The following is a 16,996-nucleotide window of genomic DNA, read 5'->3' as shown; positions in this document are numbered from 1 at the left end:
TAGCGATTACTTGGAGTAGAATTCCACAACGAGCTGTTCGTTGATATCGCTAGACAGTTCGGAACGTTCCGGAGCGCTCTTGTAAACGCCTTCCATCTTCTTCGAATCAACAGATACCCAGGAGGGGAAGCCGCTTTGTTCAGCCAGGGACAGGGCTTCGGCTACGCGAACCTGCTTCTTGGCTTTTTCACGAACAGCTACCACGTCGCCAGATTTGACCTGGAAAGACGGAATATTCACAACCTGACCGTTTACCACGATGGCCTTGTGGCTGACCAGCTGGCGCGATTCCGCGCGAGTGGAGCCAAAGCCCATGCGATATACAACGTTGTCGAGACGGGACTCGAGCAGTTTCAGCAGGTTTTCGCCAGTGGAGCCCTTGCGACGAACAGCTTCCGCGAAGTAGTTGCGGAACTGACGCTCAAGAACGCCGTAAATGCGGCGAATCTTTTGTTTTTCACGCAGCTGTACGCCGTAATCCGACAGGCGGCCTTTGCGGGCGCCATGTTGGCCAGGTACGCTGTCCAGTTTGCACTTGGAATCAAGTGCGCGACGCGCGCTCTTCAGGAAGAGGTCGGTGCCTTCGCGGCGCGCGAGCTTACATTTCGGGCCGATATAACGTGCCATGTCTCACACTCTCCGAATTAAATACGACGTTTCTTGGGCGGACGGCAGCCGTTGTGCGGCACCGGCGTCACGTCGGAGATGCTGGTAATCTTGAAACCAAGCGCGTTGAGAGCACGAACAGCGGACTCGCGACCCGGTCCCGGGCCCTTGATCCGAACTTCGAGGTTCTTCACACCATATTCTTGGGCAACTTTACCAGCGTGCTCCGCTGCTACCTGAGCAGCAAAGGGTGTACTCTTGCGCGAGCCCTTAAAACCAGCGCCGCCAGAGGTAGCCCAAGACAGTGCATTGCCTTGACGGTCGGTGATAGTGATGATGGTGTTGTTGAACGAAGCGTGCACATGCACGATACCTTCGCTCACGCTCTTGCGCACTTTTTTACGTACACGGACAGCTGTGTTTGCTTTAGCCATTATCTGTGTTCCTTAAGTTACTTCTTGCCGGCAATCGCCTTGCGCGGACCCTTGCGGGTACGAGCATTGGTACGAGTGCGTTGGCCACGGCAGGGCAAACCACGACGATGACGCATGCCGCGGTAGCAGCCCATGTCCATCAGTCGCTTGATGCTCATCGTGACTTCGCGGCGCAGGTCACCTTCAGTGACAAACTTCGCTACTTCTACACGCAGAGCTTCCATTTCGGCTTCGGTCAGATCCTTGACTTTCGTCGAGGTCGCCACGCCGGCAGCAACGCAAATTTGCTGGGCGCGGGTTTGACCGATGCCGTAGATTGCCTGCAGGCCGATAACGGCATGTGCATGATTGGGGATATTTACCCCTGCAATACGGGCCATTCTCTTTCCTTAAGCCTTAAGACCTTGAAAAGGTTGCGATTGTAACACGCAATCGCAAGACTAACAAATATTAGCCTTGCTTTTGCTTGTGACGGGGATCCGTGCAGATCACTCGAACTACGCGATTGCGGCGGATAATTTTGCAGTTACGGCAAATTTTCTTTACCGAAGGCTGTACTCGCATTTCAGTTCCTTTCAATCTAAAAGAGCGAGTGCGTCATTTCGCACGGAACACGATTCGGGCACGGGTCAGGTCATAGGGCGTCAATTCGACCGTAACCTTATCCCCTGGAAGAATACGGATGTAGTGCATCCGCATCTTCCCGGAAATATGACCGTGCACTATGTGTCCATTCTCAAGCTGGACCCTGAAAGTTGCATTAGGCAAATTTTCAAGGACCTCGCCTTGCATCTGGATGGTGTCTTCCTTAGCCATAGAACCCAGTGTCAACTCGTTTATCAGCGGGTGAGCGCATTGCCTTTGAAGTTAGCCTTCTTCAGCAAGCTCTCATACTGGTGAGACAATACGTAGGATTGAACCTGCGCCATAAAGTCCATCGTGACGACAACAATAATCAACAGCGATGTGCCACCGAAGTAGAACGGAGCGTTCCACTTCAAGACCAGAAATTCAGGCAACAAGCAAACCAACGTGATATAGATCGCACCGATAAGCGTCAGACGCAGCGTGATCTTCTCGATGTAACGAGAGGTCTGCTCACCTGGACGATAGCCCGGGATGAACGCGCCACTTTTCTTCAGGTTGTCTGCGGTTTCTTTCGGGTTAAACATCAACGCCGTGTAGAAATAGCAGAAGAAGATAATGGCCGCTGAGTACAGCAGGACGTAGATCGGTTGCCCAGGGTGCAGCTTGTCGGCAACACTCTTCATCCAGCCCAGACCATCCGTATTACCGAACCAGCCGAGTGCGGTGGCCGGGAACAGGATGATGCTAGAAGCGAAAATCGGCGGAATCACCCCTGCCATGTTGAGCTTGAGCGGCAAATGCGTGCTCTGACCCTGCATGACGCGATTACCGACCTGGCGCTTGGCGTAGTTCACCAGTACCTTGCGTTGGCCTCGTTCGACGAAGACCACCAGATAGGTAACAAGCAGAACGCCGGCAAACAGCACGACGGCAAACAGAAGAGGCAGCGAACCCTGACTGGTCAGAGTCAGGGTCTTACCGATCGCCGCGGGAACACCGGAGGCAATACCGGCGCAGATGATCAAGGAGATACCGTTGCCGATACCCCGCTCGGTAATCTGCTCACCAAGCCACATCAGGAACATGGTGCCGGTCACCAGGGTGACCACGGTGGTCAGGTAAAACTCCCATTGGGCAGTTACCACCAGATTGGGCTGCTTATAAAGCATAACCGCAATGCCGAAACTCTGGAACGAGGCCAACACTACAGTCGCGTAACGTGTGTACTGGGTTACCTTGCGACGTCCCGCATCGCCCTCTTTCTTCAGCTCCTTGAGGCTGGGGATAACCTCAGCCGCAAGTTGCAGAATGATCGAGGCAGAGATGTACGGCATGATGCCAAGGGCAAAAACCGTAAATCGGGACAGGGCGCCCCCCGAGAACATGTTGAACATGTCGAGGAGCCCTGTCTGCGACGTGCGGAACAACTTCGCTAGCTCAGCCGGATTGATCCCGGGAACCGGAATGTGTGCGCCGATGCGGAAAACGATCAACGCCCCGATCAGGAACCAGATCCGGCTCTTCAGATCACCAAACTTATTGGCTTTTGCCACTATCGAAGTATTCGCCACGTACGTGTGCCTTATTCAACAATACTGCCGCCAGCTGCCTCAATTGCGGCGCGGGCACCGGCCGTAGCGGCCAGACCACGCAGCTTGACAGCACGCTCAACCTTACCGGACAGGATCACCTTGGCGGAGATCGCCAGGGCGCTTACCAGACCAGCTTGCTTGAGGGCGAGCAGATCGATTTCGTCAACCGGCAGCAGGTTCAGTTCGGACAAACGAACTTCAGCCATTTTGCCAGCCGTCAGGGACTTGAAGCCACGCTTCGGCAGACGACGTTGCAGCGGCATTTGACCGCCTTCGAAGCCTACCTTGTGGAAACCGCCCGCACGGCTCTTTTGACCCTTGTGGCCACGGCCACCAGTCTTGCCCAGGCCGCTGCCGATACCACGGCCGACGCGACGCTTGGCATGCTTGGCACCGGCACCAGGTTTAATGGTATTCAGTTCCATGCTTAGCCCTCGAATTTCAGCAGATAGCTGATCTTGTTGATCATGCCACGGTTCTCAGGCGTATCGATCACTTCGACAGTCTGGCGAATCTTCTTCAGACCCAGACCGCGAGCGCAAGCCTTGTGAGACTCCAGGCGGCCGATCAGGCTCTTAACCAGAGTCACCTTGACAGTCTTGGTGTTACTCATGATCTACCCCCAGAATTTCTTCCACGGTCAGACCACGCTTGGCCGCGATTTGCGCCGGAACGCAAATCTTGTTCAAGCCGTCCAGCGTGGCGCGAACCACGTTGTACGGGTTGGTCGAACCCTGGATCTTGGCGGATACGTTGCGAACGCCCATGGCTTCAAAGATTGCGCGCATCGGACCACCGGCCTTGACACCGGTACCATCCTTGGCGGGCTGCATCAGAACGGTGGTAGCACCGTGCTTGCCGTGTACGGCGTGGTGCAGGGTACCGTTCTTCAGCGGAATCTTTACCAGATTGCGGCGAGCTTGTTCCATTGCCTTCTGCACAGCGACCGGCACTTCCTTCGAGCGACCTTTGCCCATACCGATGCCGCCGTCGCCATCACCAACCACGGTGAGAGCGGAGAAAGCCATAATGCGACCGCCCTTCACCACTTTGGTGACGCGGTTGACGCTGATCATTTTTTCGACCAGACCGTCGCCACGATCTTCCATTTCGTGCTTAGCCATTCTTCACTCCGAATTAGAATACCAGACCGTGTTCGCGGGCAGCGTCAGCCAGTGCCTTGATACGACCGTGGTACTTGAAGCCCGAGCGATCGAAAGACACGGTTTGGATGCCGGCAGCCTTGGCTTTTTCGGCAATTCGCTTGCCAACCATGGCTGCTGCGTTCACGTTGCCACCATTGGCGATGTCGGCGCGTACTTCGGCTTCCAGGGTGGAAGCGCTTGCAAGTACCTTGCTGCCGGTCTCGTCAATGATCTGAGCGTAAATGTGGCAGTTGGTGCGGAATACGGTGAGTCGCACCATCTTGAGCTCCGCAATCCGTGCACGGGTTTTACGTGCGCGGCGGAGTCGAGCTTGTTTCTTGTCCATATCAGGGCCTCAGTTACTTCTTCTTGGTCTCTTTCAGAACCACGACCTCATCAGCGTAGCGAACGCCCTTGCCCTTGTACGGTTCCGGAGAACGGTACGCGCGGACTTCAGCGGCTACCTGGCCGACTTGCTGCTTGTCGGCGCCCTTGATGATGATCTCGGTCTGAGAGGGCGTTTCCACCTTCACGCCAGCAGGCATCTTGTGCGCTACCGGGTGGGAGAAGCCCAGAGAAAGGTTGAGCACGTCACCCTGAGCCTGGGCACGATAGCCCACGCCGACCAGGGTCAGCTTCTTTTCGAAGCCCTTGCTTACACCTTGGACCATGTTGTTGAGGAGCGCACGCAGCGTGCCAGACATGGCACGAGCGAACTTGCTGTCATTCTTGGCTGCGAACGTCAGCTGACCGTTGTCCAGCTTGACATCCACCTCAGTGCACAGCGGGGTGCTGAGGGTGCCAAGGGAGCCCTTAACGCTCACCTCGGTTGCGTTGAACTTGACTTCAACGCCGGCCGGGATCGCTACAGGATTCTTAGCTACGCGAGACATTACACCCTCCCTTACGCCACGATGCAGAGCAGCTCACCACCGATGCCGGCAGCACGTGCCTTGCGATCGGTCATCACACCCTTGGAGGTGGACAGGATAGCTACGCCCAGGCCATTCATGACCTTCGGAATTTCAGTGGTGCCCTTGTACACACGCAGGCCAGGACGGGATACGCGCTCGATGCGCTCGATCACCGGACGGCCAGCATAGTACTTGAGCTGGATATCGAGGACAGGCTTCTTGGCTTCGCCGGCGACGGCGAAGTCTTCGATGTAGCCCTCTTCTTTCAGGACCTGCGCAAGTGCAATCTTCAACTTGGAAGACGGCATCGCAACGGCGACCTTGGCGGCGCGCTGTGCGTTGCGAATGCGGGTCAGCATATCGGAAATAGGATCATGCATGCTCATTTATGTGTCTCCTATTACCAGCTGGCCTTCGTAACACCCGGGATTTCGCCTTTGAGGGCGATTTCACGCAGTTTGCTACGACCGAGACCGAATTTGCGGAACACGCCACGCGGACGACCGGTGATGGCGCAGCGACGACGCTGGCGTACCGGGCTGGCGTTACGCGGCAGTTGCTGAAGTTTCAGACGGGCTGCGAAACGCTCTTCTTCCGAGAGGCTCTGGTTGTTGATGATGGCGAGGAGCGCTTCGCGCTTGGCAGCAAACTTGGCAGCCAGCTTTGCGCGCTTCTCTTCACGGTTAATCAGTGCTTGTGTCGCCATGTGCTTAACCCTTGAACGGGAACTTGAAAGCTGCCAGCAGTGCGCGGGCCTCTTCGTCAGTTTTCGCCGTAGTGGTAATGGTGATGTTCATACCGCGCAAAGCATCAATCTTGTCGTACTCGATTTCCGGGAAGATGATTTGCTCGCGCACACCCATGTTGAAGTTGCCGCGGCCGTCGAAAGACTTGGCGGAAACACCACGGAAGTCGCGTACGCGCGGCAGCGCGATGGTAACCAGGCGGTCGAAGAACTCGTACATCCGTTCGCGGCGCAGGGTAACCTTGCAGCCGATCGGATAATGATCACGGATCTTGAAGCCTGCGATCGATTTGCGAGCGGTGGTCACGACCGGCTTTTGGCCAGCCAGCTTTTCCATATCGCCCACAGCGTGTTCCATCACCTTCTTGTCGGCTACCGCTTCACCGACACCCATGTTCAGGGTGATCTTCTCGATGCGCGGAACTTCCATAACCGACTTGTAGCCGAACTGTTTCATCAGATCCGGCACTACGGTGTCTTTGTAGAAATCGTAGAGACGTGCCATGTTGACTCCTTACGCCCCGATGACTTCGCCGGAAGACTTGAACACGCGTACCTTGCGGCCGTCTTCAAGAACCTTGAAGCCTACGCGGTCAGCCTTTTGGCTAGCCGGATTGAAAATAGCCACGTTGGACACGGCGATCGGCATGGTCTTTTCGACAATACCGCCGGCGATCCCACGGATCGGGTTCGGCTTTTGATGCTTCTTGGCAACGTTAACGCCTTCTACGACGAGCTTTTCGTCCAGGACGCGCAACACGGTACCACGCTTGCCTTTGTCTTTGCCGGTGATTACTACGACTTCATCACCCTTGCGAATTTTGCGCATGTGTTCTCCTTACAGCACTTCAGGAGCCAGCGAAACGATCTTCATGAAGCGTTCGGTACGCAGTTCACGCGTTACCGGCCCGAAGATGCGAGTGCCGATCGGCTCAAGCTTGGTGTTGAGCAACACAGCCGCATTGCCGTCGAATTTGATCAACGAGCCATCGGCACGACGCACACCCTTGGCAGTGCGTACAACGACAGCGTTGTATACATCGCCTTTCTTGACGCGTCCGCGCGGAGCGGCATCCTTGATGCTCACCTTGATGATGTCGCCAACTGCTGCGTAGCGACGCTTGGAGCCGCCCAACACTTTGATGCACATAACAGAGCGCGCACCAGTGTTGTCTGCGACCTCAAGAATGGTCTGCATTTGGATCATTTATGATTACCTTTCTATCCAACTTATCCCGTCACTTTCATCCGTGATTACGCAGCCTATTGCCGCCAGACCACGATCACAGACGAAACGCCGCAGATGACTCTGCGGCGTATCAAACGGCCAGTTTTGGACCCCGTAAGGGCAGAGTCCTGCCAAAACGGTGGCAGGAAAACGGCCATTGTACAGAGGAGTTACCCCCTCTGCAAGCTTTTTACACTTGACGAGATTTCTCGACCAGTGCAGTTACCACCCACGACTTGGTCTTCGAGAGGGGACGGGACTCGCTGATGACTACGATATCGCCGGCCTTGAACTCGTTGTTCTCATCGTGTGCATGGAACTTTTTGGAAAGACGGACAATCTTGCCGTAGATCGGGTGCTTAACCTTGCGCTCGACCAGAACGGTTACGGTCTTGTCCATCTTGTCGCTGACCACCTTGCCGGTCAGCGTACGTACCACTTTGGTTTCGCTCATCTTAAGCAGCCTTCTCTTTCAGAATGGTGCGTACACGAGCTACATCGCGGCGCACTTTCTTCAGTTCACTGTTCTTGGCGAGCTGCTGGGTGGCGTGCTGCATGCGCAGCGCAAACTGGGCCTTCAGAAGGCTCAGCAGTTCGGCCTTCAGCTCGTCCACGCTTTTCGCTCTCAGTTCGGACGCTTTCATTACTGACCTACCTGTCTAATTACAAATACAGTCGGGATCGGCAACTTGGCTGCGGCCAGACGGAAAGCTTCGCGAGCGAGTTCCTCGGAAACACCATCCATTTCGTACAGCATCTTGCCAGGCTGAATTTCCGCAACGTAGTATTCCGGGCTACCCTTACCATTACCCATACGTACTTCTGCAGGCTTGGAGGTAATCGGCTTGTCCGGGAAAATACGAATCCAGATGCGGCCACCACGCTTAATGTGACGGGTCATCGCACGACGGGCGGCTTCGATCTGACGTGCAGTCAGACGACCACGGCCCAGCGCCTTCAGACCAAAATCACCAAAGCTCACCTTGTTGCCACGGGTGGCGATACCGGTGTTGCGGCCTTTTTGCTGTTTACGGTACTTGAGTCTAGTTGGCTGCAGCATTGCGAGCGCCCTTTCTCACTTTCTTTTCAGGAGCAGCAGGAGCAGCGGCCTGTACTTGGCCCGGCTTCAGCTCACCCTTGTAGATCCACACCTTGATACCAATGATGCCGTAAGTGGTCTTGGCTTCAGAGGTAGCGTACTCAACATCGGCACGCAGGGTGTGCAGCGGAACGCGGCCTTCACGGTACCATTCGCTACGAGCGATATCGATACCATTCAGACGGCCGGAGCTCATGATCTTGATGCCCAGGGCGCCCATGCGCATTGCATTTTGCATGGAACGCTTCATGGCGCGACGGAACATCACGCGCTTTTCCAGCTGCGAGGCGATACCATCGGCAATGATTTGTGCATCCAGTTCCGGCTTGCGAACTTCTTCAATGTTCACATGCACCGGAACGCCCAGACGCTTTTGCAGTTCAGCCTTCAGAACTTCGATGTCCTCACCCTTCTTGCCAATCACGACACCCGGACGGGCGCTGTGAATGGTGATACGGGCGGACTTGGCCGGACGCTCGATGGTCACGCGACCAACCGAAGCGTGCGCCAGGCGCTTCTTCAGGAACTCACGGACTTCGATGTCTTGCTTCAGCATGCCAGGGAAATTGGCGCTGTTGGCAAACCACTTCGAAGACCAGTTTTTGGTGACGGCAAGACGGAATCCCGTCGGATGAATCTTCTGACCCATTTCTTACCCCTTAATTGCCCACGGTCAACATGATGTGGCAAGTCTGCTTTTCGATCTTGTTGCCACGACCTTTAGCACGTGCCGTGAAACGCTTCAGGCTCGGGCCCTTGTCAACGTAGATGGTCTCCACCTTCAGGGTGTCGATGTCAGCACCTTCGTTGTGCTCAGCGTTGGCGATTGCCGACTCCAGCAGCTTCTTGACCAGACCGGCGCCCTTCTTGGGGCAGAAGGTCAAAATGTTCAGCGCCTCTTCGACGGACTTGCCGCGAACGAGGTCAGCCACCAGACGGCCCTTCTGTGCCGACAGGCGAACGCTCTTCAGATATGCAGATACTCTCATCGCTTCACCTTACTTCTTCTTCGCCTTCTTATCGGCCGCGTGGCCTTTGAAGGTACGAGTCAGCGAGAATTCGCCCAGTTTGTGGCCGACCATGTTTTCAGAAACATAGACCGGGACGTGGGTACGACCGTTGTGCACAGCGATGGTCAGACCAATGAAGTCCGGCAGAATGGTCGAACGGCGAGACCAAGTCTTAATCGGACGCTTGTCACTGGTCGCACGCGCCGCGTCCACCTTCTTCAGAAGGTGAAGATCAACAAACGGGCCCTTTTTTTGCGAACGTGCCATATGTCAATTACCCTTTAGTGGAATAGCGGCGGCGTACGATCATGTTGTCGGTACGCTTGTTGCGACGAGTACGGTAACCCTTGGTCGGCGTGCCCCATGGGCTAACCGGTACACGACCTTCGCCGGTCTTACCTTCACCACCACCGTGCGGGTGATCGATCGGGTTCATGACCACACCACGGACGGTCGGACGGATACCGCGCCAGCGGTTCGCGCCGGCCTTGCCGATCTTGCGCAGGTTGTGCTCTTCGTTACCAACTTCGCCAACGGTCGCGCGGCAATCAACATGGACCTTGCGGATTTCACCGGAACGCAGACGCAGCTGGGCGTAAACGCCTTCACGTGCGAGCAGCATGGCGGAGGAACCAGCGGAACGCGCCATTTGCGCGCCACGGCCAGGTTGCAGTTCCACGCAGTGAATCGTGGTACCCACCGGGATATTGCGGATCGGCAGCGCGTTGCCGGCCTTGATCGGGGCTTCTGCGCCCGACAGCAGCTCGGCACCAACCTTCACACCACGCGGAGCGATGATGTAACGGCGTTCGCCATCGACATAGCACAGCAGGGCGATATGCGCGGTACGGTTCGGATCGTATTCGATACGTTCCACCTTGGCCGGAATACCATCCTTTTCGCGACGGAAGTCAACGATACGATAGTGTTGCTTGTGACCACCACCCTTGTGACGGGTCGTGATATGGCCGTTGTTGTTACGGCCACCGGTCGAGTTCTTCTTTTCGACCAGCGAAGCCAGCGGGGCGCCCTTGTGCAGGTCAGGGTGAACCACCTTGACGACTGCGCGACGGCCTGCCGATGTCGGTTTTACTTTTTGGATAGGCATGCTCTATCTCCTTACTCAGCAGCTGCGCCGGTCAGATCAAGTTCCTGACCTTGCACGAGGCTAACGTAAGCCTTTTTCCAGTCCTTGCGACGACCGGTCATGCGGCCAAAGCGCTTGACTTTGCCCTTGACATTCACGGTGGACACACCCTCAACCTTGACGTTAAACAGCAGTTCAACGGCAGCCTTGATTTCGGGCTTGGTCGCATCGCCAGCAACGCGGAATACCACTTGCTGGTTCTTCTCGGACACCATGGTGCTCTTTTCAGAAACAACCGGAGCAAGAATGACTTGCATCAGACGTTCTTGATTCATGCCCATTGCTCCTCAAGTTGCTTCACGGCGTCACGGGTGATCACGATCTTCTTGAAGCGCAGCAGGCTGTACGGATCAGCTTGCTGAGCCTCGATCACCAGCACGTTCGGCAGGTTGCGAGACGAGAGATAGAGGTTTTCGTCGAGTTCCTTGGTGATGAACAGGGCGTGTTCCAGGCCCATGGACTTCACCTTGCCAACGAATTCCTTGGTCTTCGGCGATTCAACCGTCAGGCTGTCAACCACGATCAGACGCTCGTCACGGACCAGCTGCGACAGAATCGCGGCCATGCCGGCACGGAACATCTTGCGGTTAACCTTCTGGCTGAAGTTTTCATCCGGCTTGTTCGGGAATGCACGGCCACCACCACGCCATACCGGCGAGGAAGTCGTACCGGAACGCGCACGGCCGGTACCCTTTTGACGCCAGGGCTTGTGGGTGGTGTGCTTCACTTCGGCACGGGTCAGCTGAGCGCGGTTGGCGCTACGGGCATTTGCCAGGAACGCAGTCACGACCTGGTGAACCAGTGCTTCGTTGTATTCACGACCGAACAGGGACTCGGAAGCTTGCAGGCTGTCTTGAGCCTGACCTTGGGTATTGATTACTTTCAATTCCATCATGCACCCGCCTTCACGCTAGGACGTACGACCACGTCGCCGTTCTTGGCACCGGGTACAGCACCCTTGACCAGCAGCAGCTGACGCTCTACGTCAATACGGACAATTTCCAGGCACTGCATGGTGCTCTTGGTGTTGCCATATTGACCAGCCATGCGCTTACCCGGCAGTACGCGGCCCGGATCCTGCGCTTGACCGATGGAACCCGGCGAGTTGTGCGAGCGCGAGTTACCATGGGAGGCACGGTTGGAGGAGAAGTTGTGGCGCTTGATGGCACCGGAGAAGCCCTTACCCTTCGAGGTACCGGTTACATCAACCAGTTGACCTTCGGAGAAGATCTCGACGGTAATGGAATCACCAGCCTTGTAGCCAGCCAGCTGTTCAGCAGTCAGCGTGAATTCACCCACGCCACGACCGGCTTCAACGCCTGCCTTGGCAAAGTGACCAGCTGCCGACTTGTTCACGCGGTTAGCGCGACGCTCGCCGAAAGTGACTTGAATGGCGCTGTAGCCATCCACTTCGGGGGTTTTGATTTGCGTGACGCGATTAGCGGACATGTCCAGCACAGTTACCGGAATGGAAGCACCATCTTCGGCAAAAATGCGGGTCATGCCGACTTTGCGACCGACAAGACCTAAACTCATGTTTATTTCCTTTTGCAGGGCCGATTACGATTGACCGGCTTACAAAAACAATAGCGGACTCGCCAAAATGACGAGTCCGCTACTATATCACCAAAAATTCAAGCACCGCAAGCACTTAGCGTACTCGCGGGCTGGATTCGTGATTATTGCAACTTGATTTCCACATCCACACCGGCCGGCAGGTCCAGCTTCATCAGCGCGTCGACAGTCTTGTCGGTCGGGTCGATGATGTCCATCAGGCGCAGGTGGGTACGGATTTCCAGCTGGTCACGCGAGGTCTTGTTCACGTGCGGCGAACGCAGAACGTTGAAGCGCTCGATCTTGGTCGGCAGCGGAACCGGGCCCTTGACAACGGCGCCGGTACGCTTGGCGGTTTCAACGATTTCTTCAGCCGAACGGTCGATCAGGTTGTAATCGAAAGCTTTCAGGCGGATACGGATCTTTTGGCTCTGCATGATAGCTTCCTGATTACTTGATGATCTTGGCTACAACGCCGGCGCCAACGGTACGGCCACCTTCGCGGATAGCGAAGCGCAGACCTTCTTCCATGGCGATCGGAGCGATCAGCGCAACGGTGATGCTGACGTTGTCGCCAGGCATAACCATTTCCACGCCTTCAGCCAGCGATACAGCACCGGTCACGTCCGTGGTACGGAAGTAGAACTGCGGGCGGTAGTTGGCGAAGAACGGGGTGTGACGGCCGCCTTCTTCCTTCGACAGAACGTAAACTTCAGCGGTGAAGTCGGTGTGCGGGGTGATGGAACCCGGCTTGGCCAGAACCTGACCACGCTCAACTTCTTCACGCTTGGTACCACGCAGCAGAACGCCGACGTTGTCACCAGCCTGACCCTGATCCAGCAGCTTGCGGAACATTTCCACGCCGGTGCAGGTGGTCTTGGCGGTAGCCTTGATACCAACGATTTCGATTTCTTCGCCGACCTTGACGATACCGCGCTCAACACGACCGGTCACAACGGTACCACGGCCGGAGATCGAGAACACGTCTTCGATCGGCAGCAGGAACGGCTTGTCGATGGCACGTTCCGGGGTCGGGATGTAGCTGTCCAGAGCATCAGCCAGACGGAAGATCGACGGTTCGCCGATTTCGGACTGGTCGCCTTCCAGCGCCTTCAGGGCCGAACCCTTGATGATCGGCAGATCATCGCCCGGGAAGTCGTAGGAAGACAGCAGATCGCGCACTTCCATTTCAACCAGTTCCAGCAGCTCTTCGTCGTCTACCATGTCGCACTTGTTCAGGTAAACGATGATGTACGGTACACCCACCTGGCGAGCCAGCAGGATGTGTTCGCGGGTTTGCGGCATCGGACCGTCAGCGGCCGAGCAAACCAGGATCGCGCCGTCCATCTGGGCAGCACCGGTAATCATGTTCTTCACGTAGTCGGCGTGGCCCGGGCAGTCTACGTGTGCGTAGTGGCGGGTCTCGGTTTCGTACTCAACGTGAGCGGTGTTGATGGTAATACCACGTGCCTTTTCTTCCGGCGCGCTGTCGATCTGGTCGTAACCCTTGGCTTCGCCACCGAACTTCTTCGACAGAATGGTGGTGATTGCTGCGGTCAGGGTGGTCTTGCCATGGTCAACGTGACCGATGGTGCCGACGTTTACGTGCGGTTTCGTCCGCTCAAACTTGCCTTTTGCCATTTTTGCAAAATCCTTAAATATAAAGAACAGTAGATCAGGGCGGGGCCCAGGGCCCCGCCACAGCGCGCATTACTTCTTGGCGTTCATGACGGCTTCAGCAACATGCTTCGGCGCTTCAGAGTAGTGCTTGAACTCCATGGAGTAGGTAGCACGACCCTGGGTAGCAGAACGCAGGTCGGTCGAGTAGCCGAACATTTCAGCCAACGGCACTTCGGCACGAATCTTCTTGCCGCCGATGCCATCATCATCCATGCCCTGAACGATACCGCGACGACGGTTCAGGTCACCCATCACGTCGCCCATGTACTCTTCCGGGGTTTCCACTTCAACAGCCATCATCGGTTCGAGGATGCACGGGCCGGCACGACGCATGGCTTCCTTGAAGGCCAGCGAGCCGGCCAGTTCGAAGGCGATCTGCGACGAGTCGACATCGTGGTACGAACCGAAGGTCAGGCGAACGGTCACATCGACGACCGGGAAGCCGGCGAGAATACCGTTGTTGAGGGTGTTCTGGATACCCTTGTCCACCGACGGGATGAATTCGCGCGGAATCACGCCACCCTTGATTTCGTCGATGAACTGGTAACCCTTGCCTTCGCCCGACGGTTCCAGCGTGATCACGGCGTGACCGTACTGACCCTTACCACCCGACTGCTTGACGTGCTTGCCTTCCACGTCGGTCACGGTCTTGGTGATGGTTTCACGGTAGGCCACTTGCGGTGCGCCGACGTTGGCTTCTACGCCGAATTCACGGCGCATGCGGTCAACCAGAATTTCCAGGTGCAGTTCACCCATACCGGAAATAATGGTCTGGCCGGATTCTTCGTCGGTGCGTACGCGGAACGACGGGTCTTCCTTGGCCAGGCGGTTCAGGGCAACGCCCATCTTTTCCTGGTCAGCCTTGGTCTTCGGCTCAACGGCAACGTGAATCACCGGATCCGGGAACTCCATACGCTCGAGGATGATCTCGGCGTCAACGGCACACAGGGTTTCACCGGTGGTGACTTCCTTCAGGCCGATGGCAGCAGCGATGTCGCCAGCGCGGACTTCGTCGATTTCCTTACGGTCGTTGGCGTGCATCTGCACGATACGGCCGATACGTTCCTTCTTGCCCTTGACCGAGTTCAGCACGGTGTCGCCCGACTTCACCACGCCCGAGTAGACGCGGAAGAAGGTCAGCTGACCGACGTACGGGTCGTTCATCAGCTTGAACGCCAGCGCCGAGAACGGCTCGTCGTCCGAAGCGTGACGTTCGGCTTCAACGCCATCGGTTTCGCCCTTGATCGCCGGTACTTCGGTCGGCGACGGCAGCAGCTCGATCACGGCGTCCAGCATGCGCTGCACACCCTTGTTCTTGAACGCGGAGCCACACAGCATCGGCTGGATTTCGCACTTCAGAGTACGTTCGCGCAGACCCTTGACGATTTCCTCTTCAGAGAGCGTGCCCTCTTCCAGGTACTTGTTCATCATGTCTTCGTCGGCTTCGGCAGCTGCCTCAACCATCTTTTCGCGCCACTCTTCGGCAACGGCAACCAGGTCGGCCGGGATTTCACCGTATTCGAACTTCATGCCTTGCGAGGCCTCATCCCAGATGATGGCCTTCATCTTCAGCAGGTCGACAACACCGGTGAAGCCGTCTTCTGCGCCGATAGGCACAACGATAGGCACCGGATTGCCGCGCAGGCGGGTCTTCACTTGCTCAACCGCACGGAAGAAGTTGGCACCCTGACGGTCCATCTTGTTCACGAAGGCGATGCGCGGAACGTGGTACTTGTTCGCCTGACGCCATACGGTTTCGGATTGCGGCTGAACGCCGCCCACCGCGCAGTAAACCATTACCGCGCCGTCAAGGACACGCATGGAACGTTCAACTTCGATGGTGAAGTCAACGTGTCCGGGGGTGTCGATGATGTTGAAGCGGTGTTCCGGGAACTGCATCCCCATACCCTTCCAGAAGGTAGTGGTTGCAGCGGAAGTAATGGTAATACCGCGTTCCTGCTCCTGCTCCATCCAGTCCATGGTGGCAGCGCCGTCGTGAACTTCACCAATCTTGTGGTTCACACCGGTGTAATACAGGATGCGTTCGGTAGTAGTGGTCTTACCGGCATCAATGTGAGCGCTGATACCAATGTTACGGTAGCGCTCGATAGGGGTTTTCCTAGCCACGGCCTTAACCTTTATGGTTAGTTGAATTTAGAAGCGGAAATGCGAGAAGGCCTTGTTGGCTTCTGCCATGCGGTGTACTTCTTCGCGCTTCTTCATTGCGCCGCCACGGCCTTCGGCTGCATCCAGCAGCTCGCCTGCCAGACGCAGGTCCATGGACTTCTCGCCACGCTTGCGCGCAGCATCGCGCAGCCAGCGCATGGCCAGAGCCATACGACGGGACGGGCGTACTTCAACAGGAACTTGATAGTTGGCACCACCAACACGGCGGCTCTTTACTTCGACAACCGGCTTGGCGTTCGAGATGGCAGTGTTGAACACTTCCAGGGCGTTTTTGCCGGTCTTCTTCTCGATCTGTTCCAGGGCACCGTAGATGATGCGTTCTGCAACAGACTTCTTGCCGTCAATCATGACGACGTTCATGAACTTGGACAGGTCCTGGCTACCGAACTTCGGATCCGGCAGGATCTCGCGTTTCGGGACTTCTCTGCGTCTTGGCATTTCGATTCCTTCAATCTATTCAGTTGAGCTTCGCGCTCATGGCGCCCATGTTGGAGCGACCACTTACTCGACGACACAAGGCCGCCGTTGCAGCTACCGCCAGCGACTTACTTAGGACGCTTGGCACCGTACTTCGAACGGGACTGCTTACGATCCTTGACGCCTGCGGTATCCAGGGAGCCACGGACGGTGTGGTAACGCACACCCGGCAAGTCCTTAACACGACCGCCGCGGATCAGTACCACGGAGTGCTCTTGCAGGTTGTGGCCTTCACCGCCGATATACGAAATCACTTCGAAACCGTTGGTCAGACGTACCTTGCACACCTTACGCAGTGCCGAGTTCGGCTTCTTCGGGGTGGTGGTGTATACGCGGGTGCACACGCCACGCTTCTGCGGGCAGGCCTCCAGCGCAGGCACCTTGCTCTTCGCCTTTTCGGCGAGACGGCCCTTGCGGACCAGTTGGTTGATGGTTGGCATTACTCTCAGTTCCTAGTTGAGTTCCTCACAACGGCAACACGCCGCCATGAAAGAGGGTGGATTATATTTTAGTCAACAACCCACCGTCAATGGAAAACACGCTGCCATTCAACGGTTTAGCGTTGAATGGGCAGCGTTGTTTTCTAAAAC

31 protein-coding genes are annotated in these 16,996 nt (G+C 56.4%); all 31 read right to left on the bottom strand.

From position 1 onward, the window contains the following. Positions 1-6: 6 nt before the first annotated feature. Positions 7-627 carry a 30S ribosomal protein S4 gene (gene rpsD, locus JNO51_RS01565; RefSeq protein ID WP_215780561.1) on the bottom strand — a complete coding sequence of 207 codons (621 nt, stop codon included), beginning with the start codon at positions 625-627 and terminating at the stop codon, positions 7-9. A 17-nt stretch (positions 628-644) separates the two neighbouring features. Beyond that, on the bottom strand, positions 645-1,040 hold the full coding sequence (rpsK, locus tag JNO51_RS01560; RefSeq protein WP_008955659.1) for a 30S ribosomal protein S11: 396 nt from the start codon (positions 1,038-1,040) through the stop codon (positions 645-647). A 17-nt stretch (positions 1,041-1,057) separates the two neighbouring features. Further along, entirely contained in the window at positions 1,058-1,420 is a 363-nt protein-coding gene (gene rpsM / locus JNO51_RS01555; protein WP_215780558.1) for a 30S ribosomal protein S13, read from the bottom strand. Positions 1,421-1,490: 70 nt separating this feature from the next. After that, positions 1,491-1,604: a 50S ribosomal protein L36 gene (rpmJ, locus tag JNO51_RS01550; RefSeq protein WP_011137711.1), complete on the bottom strand. Its 114-nt coding sequence runs from the start codon at positions 1,602-1,604 to the stop codon at positions 1,491-1,493. 33 nt (positions 1,605-1,637) lie between these two features. Continuing rightward, positions 1,638-1,856, bottom strand: coding sequence for a translation initiation factor IF-1 (gene infA / locus JNO51_RS01545; protein WP_215780556.1), 219 nt, complete (start codon positions 1,854-1,856; stop codon positions 1,638-1,640). 23 nt (positions 1,857-1,879) lie between these two features. Further along, complete coding sequence (secY, locus tag JNO51_RS01540; protein ID WP_215780554.1) at positions 1,880-3,199, bottom strand: preprotein translocase subunit SecY; 1,320 nt, start codon at positions 3,197-3,199, stop codon at positions 1,880-1,882. Positions 3,200-3,210: 11 nt separating this feature from the next. Beyond that, positions 3,211-3,645, bottom strand: coding sequence for a 50S ribosomal protein L15 (gene rplO / locus JNO51_RS01535; RefSeq protein ID WP_215780551.1), 435 nt, complete (start codon positions 3,643-3,645; stop codon positions 3,211-3,213). Positions 3,646-3,647: 2 nt separating this feature from the next. After that, positions 3,648-3,833, bottom strand: a complete 186-nt coding sequence (rpmD, locus tag JNO51_RS01530; protein ID WP_215780549.1) for a 50S ribosomal protein L30 — start codon at positions 3,831-3,833, stop codon at positions 3,648-3,650. Next, on the bottom strand, positions 3,826-4,344 hold the full coding sequence (rpsE, locus tag JNO51_RS01525) for a 30S ribosomal protein S5 (RefSeq protein WP_215780546.1): 519 nt from the start codon (positions 4,342-4,344) through the stop codon (positions 3,826-3,828). Before rpsE ends, rpmD begins: the two co-directional genes overlap by 8 nt. A 13-nt stretch (positions 4,345-4,357) precedes the next feature. Continuing rightward, on the bottom strand, positions 4,358-4,711 hold the full coding sequence (gene rplR / locus JNO51_RS01520) for a 50S ribosomal protein L18 (RefSeq protein ID WP_215780543.1): 354 nt from the start codon (positions 4,709-4,711) through the stop codon (positions 4,358-4,360). A gap of 13 nt (positions 4,712-4,724) precedes the next feature. Further along, complete coding sequence (gene rplF, locus JNO51_RS01515) at positions 4,725-5,258, bottom strand: 50S ribosomal protein L6 (RefSeq protein WP_215780540.1); 534 nt, start codon at positions 5,256-5,258, stop codon at positions 4,725-4,727. Between the two features lie 11 nt (positions 5,259-5,269). After that, positions 5,270-5,665: a 30S ribosomal protein S8 gene (rpsH, locus tag JNO51_RS01510; RefSeq protein ID WP_215780537.1), complete on the bottom strand. Its 396-nt coding sequence runs from the start codon at positions 5,663-5,665 to the stop codon at positions 5,270-5,272. A 14-nt stretch (positions 5,666-5,679) separates the two neighbouring features. Continuing rightward, positions 5,680-5,985, bottom strand: coding sequence for a 30S ribosomal protein S14 (gene rpsN, locus JNO51_RS01505; RefSeq protein ID WP_215780535.1), 306 nt, complete (start codon positions 5,983-5,985; stop codon positions 5,680-5,682). Positions 5,986-5,989: 4 nt separating this feature from the next. Then, entirely contained in the window at positions 5,990-6,529 is a 540-nt protein-coding gene (gene rplE, locus JNO51_RS01500) for a 50S ribosomal protein L5 (RefSeq protein WP_215780533.1), read from the bottom strand. A 9-nt stretch (positions 6,530-6,538) separates the two neighbouring features. Beyond that, entirely contained in the window at positions 6,539-6,853 is a 315-nt protein-coding gene (gene rplX, locus JNO51_RS01495; protein ID WP_215780530.1) for a 50S ribosomal protein L24, read from the bottom strand. A gap of 9 nt (positions 6,854-6,862) precedes the next feature. After that, entirely contained in the window at positions 6,863-7,231 is a 369-nt protein-coding gene (gene rplN, locus JNO51_RS01490) for a 50S ribosomal protein L14 (protein ID WP_215780528.1), read from the bottom strand. A gap of 211 nt (positions 7,232-7,442) precedes the next feature. Further along, positions 7,443-7,706, bottom strand: a complete 264-nt coding sequence (rpsQ, locus tag JNO51_RS01485; protein WP_215780525.1) for a 30S ribosomal protein S17 — start codon at positions 7,704-7,706, stop codon at positions 7,443-7,445. Between the two features lies 1 nt (position 7,707). Next, complete coding sequence (gene rpmC, locus JNO51_RS01480) at positions 7,708-7,896, bottom strand: 50S ribosomal protein L29 (protein WP_133679763.1); 189 nt, start codon at positions 7,894-7,896, stop codon at positions 7,708-7,710. Then, positions 7,896-8,312, bottom strand: a complete 417-nt coding sequence (gene rplP / locus JNO51_RS01475) for a 50S ribosomal protein L16 (protein ID WP_133679765.1) — start codon at positions 8,310-8,312, stop codon at positions 7,896-7,898. The genes rpmC and rplP overlap by 1 nt, the downstream gene beginning before the upstream one ends. Beyond that, entirely contained in the window at positions 8,296-9,000 is a 705-nt protein-coding gene (gene rpsC, locus JNO51_RS01470) for a 30S ribosomal protein S3 (RefSeq protein WP_215780522.1), read from the bottom strand. Before rpsC ends, rplP begins: the two co-directional genes overlap by 17 nt. Before the next feature lie 10 nt (positions 9,001-9,010). Further along, the gene (gene rplV, locus JNO51_RS01465; protein WP_215780520.1) at positions 9,011-9,340 is read right to left on the bottom strand and encodes a 50S ribosomal protein L22; all 330 of its coding nucleotides are present in this window, start codon (positions 9,338-9,340) and stop codon (positions 9,011-9,013) included. Positions 9,341-9,349: 9 nt separating this feature from the next. Continuing rightward, a complete protein-coding gene (rpsS, locus tag JNO51_RS01460) occupies positions 9,350-9,628 on the bottom strand; it encodes a 30S ribosomal protein S19 (protein ID WP_133679771.1) in 279 nt (92 codons plus the stop codon). Positions 9,629-9,635: 7 nt separating this feature from the next. Further along, the gene (gene rplB / locus JNO51_RS01455) at positions 9,636-10,469 is read right to left on the bottom strand and encodes a 50S ribosomal protein L2 (protein ID WP_215780518.1); all 834 of its coding nucleotides are present in this window, start codon (positions 10,467-10,469) and stop codon (positions 9,636-9,638) included. Between the two features lie 11 nt (positions 10,470-10,480). Beyond that, entirely contained in the window at positions 10,481-10,789 is a 309-nt protein-coding gene (gene rplW, locus JNO51_RS01450; protein ID WP_215780516.1) for a 50S ribosomal protein L23, read from the bottom strand. Next, entirely contained in the window at positions 10,780-11,400 is a 621-nt protein-coding gene (gene rplD, locus JNO51_RS01445) for a 50S ribosomal protein L4 (protein ID WP_215782626.1), read from the bottom strand. Before rplD ends, rplW begins: the two co-directional genes overlap by 10 nt. After that, positions 11,400-12,044, bottom strand: a complete 645-nt coding sequence (gene rplC, locus JNO51_RS01440) for a 50S ribosomal protein L3 (protein WP_215780514.1) — start codon at positions 12,042-12,044, stop codon at positions 11,400-11,402. The genes rplD and rplC overlap by 1 nt, the downstream gene beginning before the upstream one ends. Before the next feature lie 143 nt (positions 12,045-12,187). After that, positions 12,188-12,499: a 30S ribosomal protein S10 gene (rpsJ, locus tag JNO51_RS01435; protein ID WP_133679779.1), complete on the bottom strand. Its 312-nt coding sequence runs from the start codon at positions 12,497-12,499 to the stop codon at positions 12,188-12,190. Positions 12,500-12,512: 13 nt separating this feature from the next. Next, positions 12,513-13,703, bottom strand: coding sequence for an elongation factor Tu (tuf, locus tag JNO51_RS01430; protein WP_215780495.1), 1,191 nt, complete (start codon positions 13,701-13,703; stop codon positions 12,513-12,515). 69 nt (positions 13,704-13,772) lie between these two features. Further along, positions 13,773-15,869, bottom strand: coding sequence for an elongation factor G (fusA, locus tag JNO51_RS01425; protein ID WP_215780512.1), 2,097 nt, complete (start codon positions 15,867-15,869; stop codon positions 13,773-13,775). Between the two features lie 27 nt (positions 15,870-15,896). Further along, a complete protein-coding gene (gene rpsG / locus JNO51_RS01420) occupies positions 15,897-16,367 on the bottom strand; it encodes a 30S ribosomal protein S7 (RefSeq protein WP_215780510.1) in 471 nt (156 codons plus the stop codon). A gap of 107 nt (positions 16,368-16,474) precedes the next feature. Continuing rightward, the gene (gene rpsL, locus JNO51_RS01415; RefSeq protein WP_215780509.1) at positions 16,475-16,846 is read right to left on the bottom strand and encodes a 30S ribosomal protein S12; all 372 of its coding nucleotides are present in this window, start codon (positions 16,844-16,846) and stop codon (positions 16,475-16,477) included. Between the last annotated feature and the right edge of the window lie 150 nt (positions 16,847-16,996).

Source organism: Paludibacterium sp. B53371 (genome assembly GCF_018802765.1).
GTDB lineage: Bacteria > Pseudomonadota > Gammaproteobacteria > Burkholderiales > Chromobacteriaceae > Paludibacterium.
Note: the sequence above shows the minus strand (reverse complement) of the source record. Positions and strands in the feature narration are given on the sequence as shown.

What these genes read in the sequence shown, in the direction of transcription:
- rpsD (WP_215780561.1), bottom strand. Translation starts at nt 627, where the DNA reads ATGGCACGTTATATCGGCCCGAAATGTAAGCTCGCGCGCCGCGAAGGC.
- rpsK (WP_008955659.1), bottom strand. Translation starts at nt 1,040, where the DNA reads ATGGCTAAAGCAAACACAGCTGTCCGTGTACGTAAAAAAGTGCGCAAG.
- rpsM (WP_215780558.1), bottom strand. Translation starts at nt 1,420, where the DNA reads ATGGCCCGTATTGCAGGGGTAAATATCCCCAATCATGCACATGCCGTT.
- rpmJ (WP_011137711.1), bottom strand. Translation starts at nt 1,604, where the DNA reads ATGCGAGTACAGCCTTCGGTAAAGAAAATTTGCCGTAACTGCAAAATT.
- infA (WP_215780556.1), bottom strand. Translation starts at nt 1,856, where the DNA reads ATGGCTAAGGAAGACACCATCCAGATGCAAGGCGAGGTCCTTGAAAAT.
- rplO (WP_215780551.1), bottom strand. Translation starts at nt 3,645, where the DNA reads ATGGAACTGAATACCATTAAACCTGGTGCCGGTGCCAAGCATGCCAAG.
- rpmD (WP_215780549.1), bottom strand. Translation starts at nt 3,833, where the DNA reads ATGAGTAACACCAAGACTGTCAAGGTGACTCTGGTTAAGAGCCTGATC.
- rpsE (WP_215780546.1), bottom strand. Translation starts at nt 4,344, where the DNA reads ATGGCTAAGCACGAAATGGAAGATCGTGGCGACGGTCTGGTCGAAAAA.
- rplR (WP_215780543.1), bottom strand. Translation starts at nt 4,711, where the DNA reads ATGGACAAGAAACAAGCTCGACTCCGCCGCGCACGTAAAACCCGTGCA.
- rplF (WP_215780540.1), bottom strand. Translation starts at nt 5,258, where the DNA reads ATGTCTCGCGTAGCTAAGAATCCTGTAGCGATCCCGGCCGGCGTTGAA.
- rpsH (WP_215780537.1), bottom strand. Translation starts at nt 5,665, where the DNA reads ATGAGCATGCATGATCCTATTTCCGATATGCTGACCCGCATTCGCAAC.
- rpsN (WP_215780535.1), bottom strand. Translation starts at nt 5,985, where the DNA reads ATGGCGACACAAGCACTGATTAACCGTGAAGAGAAGCGCGCAAAGCTG.
- rplE (WP_215780533.1), bottom strand. Translation starts at nt 6,529, where the DNA reads ATGGCACGTCTCTACGATTTCTACAAAGACACCGTAGTGCCGGATCTG.
- rplX (WP_215780530.1), bottom strand. Translation starts at nt 6,853, where the DNA reads ATGCGCAAAATTCGCAAGGGTGATGAAGTCGTAGTAATCACCGGCAAA.
- rplN (WP_215780528.1), bottom strand. Translation starts at nt 7,231, where the DNA reads ATGATCCAAATGCAGACCATTCTTGAGGTCGCAGACAACACTGGTGCG.
- rpsQ (WP_215780525.1), bottom strand. Translation starts at nt 7,706, where the DNA reads ATGAGCGAAACCAAAGTGGTACGTACGCTGACCGGCAAGGTGGTCAGC.
- rpmC (WP_133679763.1), bottom strand. Translation starts at nt 7,896, where the DNA reads ATGAAAGCGTCCGAACTGAGAGCGAAAAGCGTGGACGAGCTGAAGGCC.
- rplP (WP_133679765.1), bottom strand. Translation starts at nt 8,312, where the DNA reads ATGCTGCAGCCAACTAGACTCAAGTACCGTAAACAGCAAAAAGGCCGC.
- rpsC (WP_215780522.1), bottom strand. Translation starts at nt 9,000, where the DNA reads ATGGGTCAGAAGATTCATCCGACGGGATTCCGTCTTGCCGTCACCAAA.
- rplV (WP_215780520.1), bottom strand. Translation starts at nt 9,340, where the DNA reads ATGAGAGTATCTGCATATCTGAAGAGCGTTCGCCTGTCGGCACAGAAG.
- rpsS (WP_133679771.1), bottom strand. Translation starts at nt 9,628, where the DNA reads ATGGCACGTTCGCAAAAAAAGGGCCCGTTTGTTGATCTTCACCTTCTG.
- rplB (WP_215780518.1), bottom strand. Translation starts at nt 10,469, where the DNA reads ATGCCTATCCAAAAAGTAAAACCGACATCGGCAGGCCGTCGCGCAGTC.
- rplW (WP_215780516.1), bottom strand. Translation starts at nt 10,789, where the DNA reads ATGGGCATGAATCAAGAACGTCTGATGCAAGTCATTCTTGCTCCGGTT.
- rplD (WP_215782626.1), bottom strand. Translation starts at nt 11,400, where the DNA reads ATGGAATTGAAAGTAATCAATACCCAAGGTCAGGCTCAAGACAGCCTG.
- rplC (WP_215780514.1), bottom strand. Translation starts at nt 12,044, where the DNA reads ATGAGTTTAGGTCTTGTCGGTCGCAAAGTCGGCATGACCCGCATTTTT.
- rpsJ (WP_133679779.1), bottom strand. Translation starts at nt 12,499, where the DNA reads ATGCAGAGCCAAAAGATCCGTATCCGCCTGAAAGCTTTCGATTACAAC.
- tuf (WP_215780495.1), bottom strand. Translation starts at nt 13,703, where the DNA reads ATGGCAAAAGGCAAGTTTGAGCGGACGAAACCGCACGTAAACGTCGGC.
- rpsG (WP_215780510.1), bottom strand. Translation starts at nt 16,367, where the DNA reads ATGCCAAGACGCAGAGAAGTCCCGAAACGCGAGATCCTGCCGGATCCG.
- rpsL (WP_215780509.1), bottom strand. Translation starts at nt 16,846, where the DNA reads ATGCCAACCATCAACCAACTGGTCCGCAAGGGCCGTCTCGCCGAAAAG.